The organism is Salipiger sp. H15, assembly GCF_040409955.1.
Classification (GTDB): domain Bacteria; phylum Pseudomonadota; class Alphaproteobacteria; order Rhodobacterales; family Rhodobacteraceae; genus Salipiger.
On sequence record NZ_CP123384.1, the window covers coordinates 1,230,747 to 1,243,878 of the forward strand.

Annotated in this window: 10 protein-coding genes; 3 read left to right on the top strand and 7 right to left on the bottom strand. The window is 69.7% G+C overall.

Annotated elements, in window-relative coordinates; translation table 11 throughout:
• Window positions 1–231: 231 nt before the first annotated feature.
• Together leuD and leuC are read right to left on the bottom strand one after the other, a co-directional pair.
• Window positions 232–837, bottom strand: a complete 606-nt coding sequence (gene leuD, locus PVT71_RS05950) for a 3-isopropylmalate dehydratase small subunit (protein WP_353473579.1) — start codon at window positions 835–837, stop codon at window positions 232–234.
• Between the two features lie 140 nt (window positions 838–977).
• A complete protein-coding gene (gene leuC / locus PVT71_RS05955) occupies window positions 978–2,399 on the bottom strand; it encodes a 3-isopropylmalate dehydratase large subunit (protein ID WP_353473580.1) in 1,422 nt (473 codons plus the stop codon).
• 538 nt (window positions 2,400–2,937) lie between these two features.
• On the opposite strand from leuC, the gene PVT71_RS05960 reads away from it, so the two are divergent.
• Window positions 2,938–4,320 carry a mechanosensitive ion channel domain-containing protein gene (locus tag PVT71_RS05960; RefSeq protein ID WP_353473581.1) on the top strand — a complete coding sequence of 461 codons (1,383 nt, stop codon included), beginning with the start codon at window positions 2,938–2,940 and terminating at the stop codon, window positions 4,318–4,320.
• A gap of 65 nt (window positions 4,321–4,385) precedes the next feature.
• Window positions 4,386–5,576, top strand: coding sequence for an acetyl-CoA C-acyltransferase family protein (locus tag PVT71_RS05965; RefSeq protein ID WP_353473582.1), 1,191 nt, complete (start codon window positions 4,386–4,388; stop codon window positions 5,574–5,576).
• 213 nt (window positions 5,577–5,789) lie between these two features.
• Here the strand turns inward: PVT71_RS05965 and PVT71_RS05970 are convergent, their stop codons facing one another.
• Window positions 5,790–6,344: a putative glycolipid-binding domain-containing protein gene (locus tag PVT71_RS05970; RefSeq protein ID WP_353473583.1), complete on the bottom strand. Its 555-nt coding sequence runs from the start codon at window positions 6,342–6,344 to the stop codon at window positions 5,790–5,792.
• A 210-nt stretch (window positions 6,345–6,554) separates the two neighbouring features.
• On the opposite strand from PVT71_RS05970, the gene PVT71_RS05975 reads away from it, so the two are divergent.
• On the top strand, window positions 6,555–8,714 hold the full coding sequence (locus tag PVT71_RS05975) for a PAS-domain containing protein (RefSeq protein WP_353473584.1): 2,160 nt from the start codon (window positions 6,555–6,557) through the stop codon (window positions 8,712–8,714).
• Here PVT71_RS05975 and yaaA read toward each other — a convergent pair.
• The 4 genes from yaaA to PVT71_RS05995 form a co-directional block, all read right to left on the bottom strand.
• Window positions 8,696–9,472, bottom strand: coding sequence for a peroxide stress protein YaaA (gene yaaA, locus PVT71_RS05980; protein ID WP_353473585.1), 777 nt, complete (start codon window positions 9,470–9,472; stop codon window positions 8,696–8,698). The two genes, PVT71_RS05975 and yaaA, sit on opposite strands and share 19 nt — an antisense overlap.
• A 42-nt stretch (window positions 9,473–9,514) precedes the next feature.
• A complete protein-coding gene (gene recQ / locus PVT71_RS05985; protein WP_353473586.1) occupies window positions 9,515–11,572 on the bottom strand; it encodes a DNA helicase RecQ in 2,058 nt (685 codons plus the stop codon).
• Window positions 11,573–11,737: 165 nt separating this feature from the next.
• Window positions 11,738–12,157: an alternative ribosome rescue aminoacyl-tRNA hydrolase ArfB gene (gene arfB, locus PVT71_RS05990; RefSeq protein ID WP_353473587.1), complete on the bottom strand. Its 420-nt coding sequence runs from the start codon at window positions 12,155–12,157 to the stop codon at window positions 11,738–11,740.
• A 327-nt stretch (window positions 12,158–12,484) separates the two neighbouring features.
• Window positions 12,485–13,126: a queuosine precursor transporter gene (locus PVT71_RS05995; RefSeq protein ID WP_353473588.1), complete on the bottom strand. Its 642-nt coding sequence runs from the start codon at window positions 13,124–13,126 to the stop codon at window positions 12,485–12,487.
• Between the last annotated feature and the right edge of the window lie 6 nt (window positions 13,127–13,132).

Genomic DNA, 13,132 nt, shown 5'->3' on the forward strand with positions numbered 1-13,132 from the left:
AAGCGGGAAAGAGGGGGCTCTGCCCCCGCCGCGCTGCGCGCGACTCCCCCGGGATACTTGGACCATGTGGAAGCCGGGAGCGGCGCGGGTCTTCCACATGGGTCAAATATCCCCGCCGGAGGCAGGCCGGACGGTGGCGCGAGCGCGGCGCCGGGAAGGGGCGGGCGCGGGCAAGGAAAAAGGGCTGTCCCCGCGGGGACAGCCCTTCCTGTTCGCTGATGTGCCGGAGGCTCAGACCCAGGGGCGGGACTGGGCGGCGGCGGCCTCGAACGTGTCGATCGCGCCGGCCTTTTCCATGGTCAGGCCGATGTCGTCGAGCCCCTCGATCAGGCAGTGCTTGCGGAAGGGGTCGATCTCGAAGGCGAATTCCTCGCCGTCCGAGGTGGTGACCACCTGGTTCTCGAGGTCTACGGTCATGCGGGCGTTGGCGCCCTTTTCCGCGTCCTTCATCAGCACGTCGACGGCCTCTTGCGGCATGACGATGGGCAGCATGCCGTTCTTGAAGCAGTTGTTGTAGAAGATGTCGGCGAAGGAGGTGGAGATCACCACCTTGATGCCGAAGTCGGCGAGCGCCCAGGGCGCGTGCTCGCGCGAGGAGCCGCAGCCGAAGTTGTCACCGGCGACGATGACCTGCGCGGCGCGGTACTGCGGCTTGTTGAGCACGAAGTCCGGGTTCTCGGAACCGTCGTCGAGATAGCGCATCTCGTCGAAGGCATGCACGCCGAGGCCCGAGCGCTTGATCGTCTTCAGGAACTGCTTGGGGATGATCATGTCGGTGTCGATGTTCACCAGCGGCATGGGCGCCGCGATCCCGGTCAGCTTCTCGAATTTTTCCATCTGTCCCTCCTTGGGGATGGGGCGGGATCCGGGGGGCACATCCGATGCACATCTCATGCACAAGGCATGTGGCTGCGCGGGTGCCCGGCCGGAATCGCCGGAATAGGGGAAGGGGTCCCGCGCGGGGACCCCGGGATCGCTCAGGCCTCGACCGGCGCGGCCATGAAGTCGCGCACGTCGGTGAGGTAGCCGGTGACCGCCGCCGCCGCCGCCATGGCCGGGGACATGAGGTGGGTGCGCCCGCCCTTGCCCTGACGGCCCTCGAAGTTGCGGTTCGAGGTGGCGGCGCAGCGCTCGCCCGGCGCCAGCTGGTCGGGGTTCATCGCGAGGCACATGGAGCAGCCGGCAAGCCGCCACTCGAAGCCCGCGTCGATGAAGATCTGCGCAAGCCCCTCTTCCTCGGCCTGGGCGCGGACGAGGCCCGAGCCCGGCACGACCATGGCGCGCATGCCATCCTTGACCTTCTTGCCCTTGAGGATCTCGGCCGCGGCGCGCAGGTCCTCGATCCGGCCGTTGGTGCAGGAGCCGATGAAGACCGTGTCGATCTTGATGTCGGTCAGCTTCTGGCCGGGCTCGAGGCCCATGTACTGCAGCGCGCGCTTGGCCGCCTCGACCTTGCCGCCGGTGAAGCTTTCCGGCGCGGGAACCACGTCGGTGATCGCCAGCACGTCCTCGGGCGAGGTGCCCCAGGTGACGACGGGGGCGATGTCCTCGCCCTTGATCGTCACGACCTTGTCCCAATGCGCGTCCTCGTCGGAGAAGAGCGTCTTCCACCAGGAAAGCGCGGCCTCGAACTGCGCGCCCTTCGGCGCGTGCGGGCGGCCCTTCACGTAGTCGAAGGTGGTCTCGTCGGGCGCGATCAGGCCGGCGCGGGCGCCGCCCTCGATGGCCATGTTGCAGACCGTCATCCGGCCTTCCATCGACAGCGCGCGGATCGCCTCGCCGCAATACTCGATGACGTAGCCGGTGCCGCCGCCGGTGCCGGTGTGGCCGATGACCGAGAGCGTAATGTCCTTGGCGGTGACGCCCGGACGCAGCTGGCCGGTGATCTCGACCTTCATGTTCTTCGACTTGGACTGGATCAGCGTCTGGGTGGCGAGCACGTGCTCGACCTCGGACGTGCCGATGCCATGCGCCAGCGCGCCGAAGGCGCCGTGGGTGGCGGTGTGCGAATCGCCGCAGACCACGGTCATGCCGGGAAGGGTCCAGCCCTGCTCGGGGCCGACGATGTGCACGATGCCCTGGCGGACGTCGCTGACCGGGTAGTAGTTCACGCCGAAGTCGCGGGCGTTCTTGTCGAGCGCCTCGACCTGGATGCGGCTCTCCTCGTTCTCGATGCCGTTCTCGCGGTCGAGCGTCGTGGGCACGTTGTGGTCGGGCACGGCGATGGTGCGCTCGGGGGCGCGGACCTTGCGGCCGGACATGCGCAGGCCCTCGAAGGCCTGGGGCGAGGTGACCTCGTGCACGAGGTGGCGGTCGATGTAGAGCAGGCAGGTGCCGTCAGCGTCCTGCTGGACGACGTGGGCATCCCAGATCTTGTCGTAGAGCGTCTTGCCGGACATGGGGGTCCTCTCGGGGTGTATATGTCTTGGAATTTGGCTTGGGCTTGGCGCAGGAAGAGAGCCCCCGCGCCGGGGCGGGCTGCAAGACAGCCTTATAGGCGCGCCAGAACCGTGAAGTTCGCGCCGTGGAACCGTTCGCGCAGACGCACGCGGTCACCGAGGTCAAGAAGCCGAGTCATGCCGCCGGGATACCTCTTTGCCGCGCGCCGATCAACCCATCGCGCGCGATGGCGGAAGGTTTGGAACTTTCGCGGCGGCCGCGCGTAGTTTTGTTACCGCCGTGGAGGAGATGCCATGTCATTGATGAACGCCATGCACCTGGTCCTGATCGCAACGCTGCTCTGGGGGCTGCTGATGAGCCTGCCCCAGGCCGAGGCGCAGGAGATCACCCTGAACCTGCCGAAGCCCTGATCCGGGGCACCGCCCGGGCCCGGGGCCCCGCGAACGGGGCTCCGCCGCGACCGAGCCTTGGGGATCAGGGCCTTGAGCCGGAACGGGCGTGGTGCCACGCTGGCGGGGTGAGGAGCCCCGCGCACGCATGAACCCCGAGACCGACCTTCCCGACCCGGACCGGACGCCCTTCGAGGCGCTGAAGGAGACCGGGCTCACCCTGCTCGGGCAGGTCGACACCTTCCTTGCCATCGTGCTGCGGCCCTGGATGTTCTACCAGTTGGGGATCGCGCTGGCGCTGTTCGGCGCGGCGCACCTGCTGCGCGCGCTCCTGGGGCCAAGGCTCTACGAGTGGATGCGGGCGCGCGAGGGCTGGCCGAAATGGCGGATGCGCGTGCTGATCGTGCTGCACCGGCGGCTGCGGATGATCATCTTCGTCACGCTGATCTGGGTCGTCATCGCGGCGATGCACCAGATCACCTGGCCGTCGCGCACCTACCTGCTGGAGATCATCGCGCAGCTTTCGACCGCCTGGCTGCTGATCGCGCTGATCACCCGGCTGATCGGCAACCCGGCGCTGCGCTCGCTGGTGCGCTACGGGGCCTGGGGCTACGTCACCATGTGGATCCTCGGGCTGACCGACGAGGCGCAGGCGCTGCTGGAAAGCGCCGCGGTCAGCTTCGGCGAGTCCAAGCTCTCGCTCTGGCTCATCCTTCAGGCAGTGGTGATCCTCGTCGCGCTGATCGCGCTGGCGCGGTTCCTCGCCACGGCGGGGGCGGCGAGCATCCGCAGGAACGAGGGGATCAGCCCCTCGATGCAGGTGCTGGCGGTGAAGTTCCTGCAGGTGGCGCTCTACGGCGCGGCCTTCTTCCTGGCGCTGAAGCTGGCGGGGGTGGATCTCACCGGGCTCGCGGTGCTCTCGGGGGCGATCGGCGTCGGGCTCGGCTTCGGCTTGCAGAAGGTGGTGTCGAACCTCGTGTCGGGGATCATCATCCTGCTCGACAAGTCGATCAAGCCGGGCGACGTGATCTCGATCGGCGAGACCTTCGGCTGGATCAACGCGCTGGGCGCGCGCTACGTGTCGATCACCACGCGCGACGGCAAGGAATACCTCATCCCGAACGAGGACATGATCACCGGACAGGTGGTCAACTGGTCGCATTCGAACGAGCTGGTGCGCGTCGACATCACCTTCGGCACCTCCTACGGCGACGACCCGCACCTCGTGCGCGAGGTGGCGATCAAGGCGGCGCAGGGCGTCGGAAGGGTGCTGAGCAGCCGTCCGCCGGTCTGCCACATCACCGGCTTCGGCGACTCGGGCGTCGACTACATCCTGCGGTTCTGGATCATCGACCCGTCGCAGGGGCTGACCAACATCCGCGGCAACGTCTTCCTCGCGCTCTGGGATGCGTTCAAGGCGAACGGCATCTCGATCCCCTTCCCGCAGCGCGAGGTGCGGATGCTGGGCGGGAGCCGCGGCGGGGAGGCGGCCGGGGAGGGCGAAGGCGAGGTGACGGAACGTCCCGGCTGACAGCGCCGCTGCGCTGCGGCATGGTCCGCGCGACCTGCGAGACGCAACGGAAAGGGAGATCCGTCATGGCCATCGAAGCTTCGGAAGAAATCGTCATCCTCGGCGGCGCGCGCACCGCCATCGGCACCTTTGGCGGGTCGCTGAAATCGGTGCCGCCGATCGAGCTCGGCACCGTGGCGGCCAAGGCGGCGCTGGAGCGCGCCGGGGTCGAGGGCGGGCAGATCGGCCATGTCGTCTTTGGCCACGTGCTGAACACCGAGCCGCGCGACATGTACCTGTCGCGCGTCGCCGCGATGCAGGCGGGCATTCCCGACACCACCCCGGCGATGAACGTGAACCGGCTCTGCGGCTCGGGCGCGCAGGCGATCGTCTCGGGCGTGCAGGCGCTGATGCTGGGCGATGCCGACTTCGCGCTGGTCGGCGGCGCCGAGAGCATGAGCCGCGCGCCCTACATCGTGCCGGACCAGCGCTGGGGCGCGAAGATGGGCGACATCCGCACCGTCGACATGATGCTGGGCGCGCTCAGCTGCCCCTTCGGCACCGGCCACATGGGCATCACCGCCGAGAACGTCGCCAAGGAGCACGACATCCCGCGCGAGGCGCAGGACGCCTTCGCGCTGGAAAGCCAGCAGCGCGCGGCGCGGGCCATCGAGGCGGGTCTCTTCAAGGAGCAGATCGTGCCGGTCGAGATCGCCTCGCGCCGTGACACGGTGATCTTCGACACCGACGAGCATCCCAAGGCCACCACCGCCGAGGCGCTGGCGGGGCTGCGCCCGGCCTTCGACCGCGCCGGCTCGGTCACCGCGGGCAATGCCTCGGGGCTCAACGACGGCGCCGCGGCGCTGGTGCTGGCGCGCGGCGCGGCCGCTGCGGCGGCGGGGCTGACGCCGCGGGCGCGGGTGCTGGGCTACGCCCATGCCGGGGTGCGCCCCGAGGTCATGGGCATCGGCCCGGTGCCGGCGGTGCAGAACCTGCTCGCGCGCACCGGCCTGTCGCTTGCCGATTTCGACGTGATCGAGAGCAACGAGGCCTTTGCCGCGCAGGCGCTGGCGGTGAACAAGGGGCTGGGGCTCGACCCGGCGAAGGTCAACCCGAACGGCGGCGCCATCGCGCTTGGCCACCCGATCGGCGCGACCGGCGCGATCCTCGCGGTCAAGGCGCTCTACGAGCTGGAGCGGACCGGCGGGAAAAAGGCGCTGATCACCATGTGCATCGGCGGCGGACAGGGCATCGCGCTGGCCATCGAGCGGGTCTGAGCGGAGCGGAACAGCGCGGCACGTGAAGGGGCGAGGGGCGCTGCCCCGCGCGCCGGAGGCGCGGCAGGTGAAAAGGCGAGGGGCTCTGCCCCTCGCGCTCCCCGGCGTATTTGGAAAGAGAAGAAGGGGCGGGGTTCTTCGGGCGCGGCGCGTTTCGGGGGTGCGGCGCGTCTTGCGTTTCGGGGGCGGGCGTTTCGGGGGCGGGCGGCGTGGTCAGAGTTCGACGCGTTTCCAGAGGCCGGGATAGAGCGTCGGGAAGCCCTGCGGATCGACGGTGATCTGGGCATTGTGGCCGGTCTGCGTGGCCTCGTAGCCGATCAGCCCGCCGCGCTCGCGCGTGTAGCTCTGCTCGAGCGGGTCGAGGCGCGGGCCGGGCAGGCGCAGCCAGGCGGAACAGACGGTGAGGCGGCCGACCTCGGGCAGGCGGCGCAGCGGCACGAGGTTGGTGGCGGGGGTGAAGGCGAAGCTCACGTCGGTGCAGCCGGCAAGCTCGGGCTGCTCGGTGCCGTTGACCAGCCAGGCGCCGTTCCGGCGGGTGAGCCGGGTGCGGACCTCCTCGCCGCCGGCAGTGCCGGTGATGTCGGCGCTGCGCGGCAGCCAGTCGGGCCCGCAGCGCACCACGTAGTCGAGCGCCGCCCAGCCGGTGCCGTCGCGGAACCGGGCGTGGCCGACCAGCATGTAGCCGTCCTTGTGGCGGGCGAGGCGGCACTTGTCCTCGCCGTCGCGGTCGAGCGCCCGCCAGTGGATCGTTGCAAGGGTCTCGCTCATCAGGGTGCGCCGCGCCGGGACTCATGCCCGGGACCGGAAGACCCGGTCGGACCGGGGAAAAAACATCGCATGTCCAACTCCTCCCAAAGTCGGCCCTACCATGGTGCCCCTGCCCTTGCGTAAAGGCAAGCGAGCGTTTTGCATCGGTTTTCTTAAGGCAATCTTCACCTTGCCCCGCCCATGCTGGATCGGTCGCAGAGGGCTTGGAGCATGGAGATCGCGGCACGGCTGGCCGAGGAACGGCGCGCACGCCTCGCGGCGGAACGGCTGCTGGAGCTGAAGCAGGCGGAGCTTTTCGCCGCCAACCGCAAGCTCGGCACCCATGCGCGCCAGCTCAGCCACGAGATCACCGAGACCCGGGCCGAGGTCGCCACGGTGCGCGACGAGAACCTGCGGGTGAAGACCCAGCTCGGCGCCGCGCACCAGAAGATCGAGCTGGTCGAGGGGCAGCTCTGGACCGCGCTGTCCTGCATGCGCGACGGCTTTGCCACCTTCAACGCCGAGCGCCGGATGGAGCTTGCCAACCCGGCCTGGCTGGGGCTCTTCGACGGGCTCGACACGATCCGCCCCGGGGCGGGCTACGCGCATGTGCTCGACATGATGGTCGAGGAGGGGATCGTCGATCTGCAGGGCGAGCATGGCGACGACTGGCGCGCGCGCATGGCGGCGCGCTGGGAGGCCGACCCGATCCCCACCGAAACCATCCGCATCTACACCGGCCAGTTCCTGCAGCTGCAGGACCGGCACCTTCCCGACGGCGGGGTGGTGACGCTGAGCTTCGACATCACCGAGCTGATGCGCATGTGGTCGGCGCTCGAGGAGCTGCCGGACGGCTTCGTCATCTACGACGCCGAGGACCGGCTGCTGATGTGCAACGAGACCTACCGCGGCATCTACCGCGAGAGCGCCCCGGCGATCCGCCCCGGTGCCAGTTTCGAGGACATCCTGCGCTTCGGGCTCGAGCGCGGCCAGTACCGCGAGGCCGCCGGGCGCGAGGAGGACTGGCTGGCCGAGCGGCTGGCGGCGCATCGCAGCACCGGGCGCGAACTCGAGCAGCAGCTCGGCGACGGGCGCTGGCTGCGGGTCTACGAGCGGCCGCTGTCGGATGGCGGCCGGGTCGGGCTGCGCATCGACATCTCGGAGGCGAAGCGCATCCAGCAGGAGCTCGAGGAGGCGCGGCAGCGGGCCGAGATCGCCAGCCACGCGAAATCCTCCTTCCTCGCCAACATGAGCCACGAGATCCGCACGCCGATGAACGGTGTGGTGGGCATGGCCGAGCTGCTGATGGACGGCCCGCTCAGCGAGGCGCAGCGGCTCTGCGCCGAGACCATCCGCAGCTCGGGCGAGGCCCTGCTGCTGATCATCAACGACATCCTCGACTACTCGAAGATCGAGGCGGGGCGGATGGTGATCGCCGCCGAACCCTTCGACCTTGGCCGGGCGATCGACGAGGTGGCGCGGCTGCTGCTGCCGGCGGCGCAGGGCAAGGGCGTGGCACTCAAGGTGGACTACCCGGCGGAGCTGCCGCGCGGCTTCGTGGGTGACGGCGGGCGGATCCGGCAGATCCTCACCAACCTTGCCGGCAACGCGGTGAAGTTCACCGCCGAGGGCGAGGTGGGCATCGCCGTCTCGGGGCGGATCGAGGGCGAGATGGCGGGGCTGGAGATCCGCGTCTCGGACACCGGCATCGGCATCGCGCCGGACAAGCTCGAGCATATCTTCGGCGAGTTCAACCAGGTGGAGGACGCGCGCAACCGGACCTTCGAGGGCACCGGGCTCGGGCTGGCGATCAGCCGGCGGCTGGTGGCGATGATGGGGGGCGAGATCTGGGTCGAGTCCGAGGTCGGCAAGGGCGCGCTCTTCGGCCTGCGCCTGCCGCTGCCGCTGGGCGATGGTGCGGGCCTGCGCGGGGAGGCGGCGGCGGTGGCCGCGCCCTCGGCGCTGCCGCCGCTCGACGTGCTGCTGGCCGAGGACAACCGCACCAACCAGCTGGTGTTCCGCAAGATGGCCGAGGCGCTGGGGCGCGAGCTGGCGTTGCGCTTCGCCAGCGACGGGGCCGAGGCGGTGGGCGCCTTCGAGGCGCGGCGGCCGGATCTGGTGTTCATGGACATCTCGATGCCGGGGATGGACGGCAAGGAGGCGACGCAGCGCATCCGCGCGATGGAGGGGGAGGGGCCGCATGTGCCGATCATCGCGGTGACCGCCCATGCGATGAGCGGCGACCGCGAGGCGCTGCTGGCGGCGGGGCTCGACGATTACCTCACCAAGCCGCTGCGCAAGGCCGAGCTGGCGCGGCTGATCGAGCGCTGGGGCGTGCCCGGCGCGGCCGCCGCCACGCCGGACCTGCCGGATCAGGCGGCGTTGGAATAGGGGCGGATGAAGACCGGCTGGTCCGCAGTCGAGCGTTCCTCGTCATAGGCATAGCCGCCGAGGTCGAAGTCGCGCAGAGCCTCGGGGTCGGTGATGCGGCGGGTGACGATGAACCGCGCCATCGCGCCGCGGGCGCGCTTGGCATAGAAGCTGACCACCTTGGGCGCGCCATCCTTGTCCTCGAGGAACTGCGGGGTGATCACCCGCAGTTTCAGAGCCCTGGGGCAGACCGCGCCGAAATATTCCTGGCTGGCGCAGTTCACCAGAACCTCGGCGCCGACGCTGTCGCCCTGCGCGTTCAGCGCGTTGGACAGCTGCGCGCCCCAGTAGTCGTAGAGCGACTTGCCGCGGCTGGTCTTGAGGCGCGAGCCCATCTCCAGCCGGTAGGGCTGGATCGCGTCGCGCGGGCGCAGCACGCCGTAGAGGCCGGAGAGGATCCGCAGGTGGTCCTGCGCGTAGTCCATTTCCTCGGGGTCGAGCGAGGTGGCGTCGAGCCCCTGGTAGGTGTCGCCGGCGAAGGCCAGCGCGGCGGGGCGCAGCGCCTCGACCTCGGGGGTTTCGGCATAGTCGCGGAAGCGGTCGTGGTTGAGCTGGGCGAGCGTGTCCGACAGGTGCATCAGCTTCTTCAGGTCACCGGTGGTCAGGCCGCGCGCGGTCTCGACCAGCCGCAGCGCATCCTCGCCGAAATCCGGCGTGGTCATCTCGGTCTCGCGCGGGGCCCAATCCAGCTTCTTTGCGGGCGAAATCACCACGAGCATCCGCGGTCACTCCTCGAACATTTGCAGAACTTCGGGACGGGTCTAATCGGCTTCGGCGAGAAGGTCCATGAAGGCCGGGCCGAACCGGACAAAACGTCGCTCCCCGAGGATACGCTCGAGGTCCTCGGGCGCGGGATCGCGCAGCCCGGCGATCTTCGCCAGCAGCGAGGCCGAGCAGGAGAGCGGCTTTTCCGTGCCATCCTCGCCGCGGATCAGCTCGGCCTGGGCGCTCATCAGCCGGTCGTAGAGATCGCCGGTGCCCCGCGCCGCGGCGCGCATCCGCAGCGGGTGCGTCTCTTCCGGGGCGCCGCCGGTGATCACCGAGAGGAACTCGGCGCCGTAGCGTTCGAGCTTCTTGGCGCCGACGCCCGAGATCGCGCCCATCTGGTCCAGCGTCTCGGGGCGGCGCTCGGCCATCTCGATCAGCGTGCGGTCGGGGAAGATCATGTAGGCGGGCAGCGCGGCGGCCTCGGCCAGCGCGCGGCGCTTGGCCTTGAGCGCGGACATCAGCGGCGCGTCCTCCTCCGAGACCAGCGTCTTGACCTGCGGGCGGCGCTGGGCGGCCTTGTCGATCACGTCGCGGCGCAGCGAGATGCTCTCCTCGCCGCGCAGGATCGGGCGCGCGGCCTCGGTCATCACCAGCGCGCCGTGGCGCTCGGGGTCGGGGCGGACGAGATCGCGGCCCATCATCTGCCGGAACACCGCCTGCCACTGGCCCTTCGTGAGATCGCGGCCGACGCCGAAGGTCGGCAGCCCGTCGTGGCCGCGCTGGCGCACCTTGTCGGTGTCATTGCCGAGCAGGATGTCGATGAGGTGCCCGGCGCCGAAATTCTCGCCGGTGCGCAGCGCGGCGGAGAGCGCCTTGCGCACCGCCTCGGTGCCGTCGAAGACCTGCGGGGGGCTGTCGCAGAGATCGCAGTTGCCGCAGGGCTCGGCCGCTTCGCCGAAGTAGCGCAGCAGCGTCTGGCGGCGGCATTCCAGCGCCTCGGCGAGGCCCAAGAGCGCGTTGAGCCGGCCATGGTCGGCGATGCGGCGCTCGGGCGGGGCCATGCCCTCGTCGATCTGCGAGCGGCGCAGGCGGATGTCGTCGGCGCCGTAGAGGGTCAGCGTCTCGGCCGGGGCACCGTCACGCCCGGCGCGGCCGATCTCCTGGTAATAGGCCTCGATGCTCTTCGGCAGGTCGGCATGGGCAACCCAGCGGATGTCGGGCTTGTCGACCCCCATGCCGAAGGCGACGGTGGCGCAGACGATCAGCCCGTCCTCGGTGGCGAAGCGTTCCTCGACCTCGCGCCGGGCCTCGGCCTCCATGCCGCCGTGGTAGAAGCAGCTCGGATGCCCCTCTTCGCCGAGCGCCTTGGACAGAGCCTCGGTCTTGGCGCGGGTGCCGCAGTAGACGATGCCCGAGCGGCCGCGGCGGGCGGCGGCGAAGCGCAGGATCTGCGTGCGGGGACTGTCCTTGGGCGCGAAGGCGAGGTGGATGTTGGGCCGGTCGAAGCCGCGCAGGAAGGTCTCGGGCTGGGTGCCGTCGAAGAGCCGGGTGACGATCTCGGCCTGGGTCTCCTGGTCGGCGGTGGCGGTGAAGGCGGCGATCGGCACGCCGAGCGCGCGGCGCAGCTCGCCGATGCGCAGGTAGTCGGGGCGGAAGTCGTGCCCCCACTGGCTGACGCAATGCGCCTCGTCCACGGCGATGAGCCCGACCCCGGCCTGCGCCAGCATGCGCTGCGTGCCCGACGAGGCGAGCCGTTCCGGCGCCAGGTAGAGGAGCCGCAGCGAGCCGTCCTCTAGCCCCTGCCAGACCGCGTCGGTTTCCTCCTGGGTGTTGCCCGAGGTCAGCGCCCCCGCCGTCACCCCGGCCTCGCGCAGACCGCGTACCTGGTCGCGCATCAGCGCGATGAGCGGCGAGATGACCACGGTGAGCCCGCCGCGCAGCAGCGCCGGAAGCTGGTAGCAGAGCGACTTGCCGCCGCCCGTGGGCATGATGGCCAGAACATTGTGCCCCGCCGCCACCGCCTCGACGATCTCTCCCTGCCCGGGGCGGAAGGCGTCGTAGCCGAAAATGTCCTTCAGCAGCGCCTCGGCGGGCGCGGTGTCGCGTGGCATGGGCTGGGGGCCTGATTTTATGGTGACTGCTCTAGGACGCAGACTCTCACACTAAGATTCGGTGAACAAGGCCCCGCGCCCGCTTCCGACGCGCGGTTCGGCCTGTCGGAGGCCGGATTTGCGTATTTGAAAAGAGAGGAAGCAGGAGGCGGCGCCCCGTTGCGGTCACTCGGAGTCGATCCGGCCGCGCATCGCCTTGACCTCGCCGCGCTCCTTCTTGGCCTTGATGCGGCGGTTCTTGGAGCCGAGCGTCGGCTTGGTGGCGATGCGGCGGCGCGGCTTTTCCAGCGCCTTGCGGATCAGCTCGGCGAGGCGCTCGCGGGCGATCTCGCGGTTGCGGGCCTGGCTGCGGGTGTCCTCGACCTGCAGCACCAGCGCGCCGTCCTTGGTCCAGCGGCGGCCGGCGAGGCGCTTCAGCCGGGCCTTGACCGGCGGCGTCAGGCTGGGCGAGCGCTCGGCCTCGAAACGCAGCTCGACGGCGGTCGAGACCTTGTTCACGTTCTGCCCGCCCGGGCCGGAGGCGCGGATGAACTGCTCGGTAAGCTCCCAGTCCGAAATGCTTATGGTGTCGGTGATGCGCAGCATGGCGGGGACATTAGCGTGGAACGGGGGCGGTGCAAGCGGCGCGGGGCGGAAAGCACGAGACCCGCGCCGGGGCGCGGGTCCAATCGTAAATGGGCCACGCGGCCTGTCGCGTGACCCATTCGAGACGTCAAGGAGGCGGGGCCGGTTAGGGCAGCGCCAATTCGGGTTCCTTCACGCCAGGGGCTGCCCTAGCGTACTGCCCTCCGAACTGTCCCAACACCCTTCTCCAATGCTTCTCTAGACACTGGATCACCTCCTTTCAGCTGTTTTGAAAACGCAATTTCAGCGTGCCATGGAAAAGCACATCCGCAAAGCGTTTTTGCAGCCTCAGGCGATTGCCCTAGAGGAAAGTGCCTTAGAAACGATCATTCGGAAGGGAACGAGGGCGAGGATGGCCAGCGAGAGCTTCACCATCCAGTCCGCGAGGCCCAGCGAGACCCAGAGCGGCACGGTCGGACCGGCGCCGAGCAGCGGCAGGGTCTCGTTCGCCCAGGACACGTCGTTGCCGGGCTCGAGGAAGCTGAGCGCGCCGGCGAAGGCCACCGAGAAGAAGATCACCGTGTCGAGCGAGCTGCCGACGAGGGTCGAGGCCAGCGGCGCGCGCCACCAGGCGCCGTCGCGCAGCCGGTCGAAGATCGCCACGTCCATGAGCTGCGCGGTGAGGAAGGCGGCGCCGGAGCCGAGCGCCACGCGCAGCGTCACCGCCGGGTAGCTGTAGCCGTCGCCCTGCAGCATCACCTGCGTGCCGATGAGCGAGCAGATCACCCCGGTGACGAAGCCCGCGAGCACCACCTTGCGCGCCGCCCGCACGCCGTAGAGGCGGTTCATCAGGTCGGTGACGAGGAAGGCGACGGGGTAGGTGAAGGCGCCCCAGGTCAGCCACTGGCCGAAGAGGATCTGCACGAGGATGTTCGAGGCCAGCACGGTGGCGGCCATGGCGATGATGCCGGGAAGGAAGGAGCGTGTCATGATGGT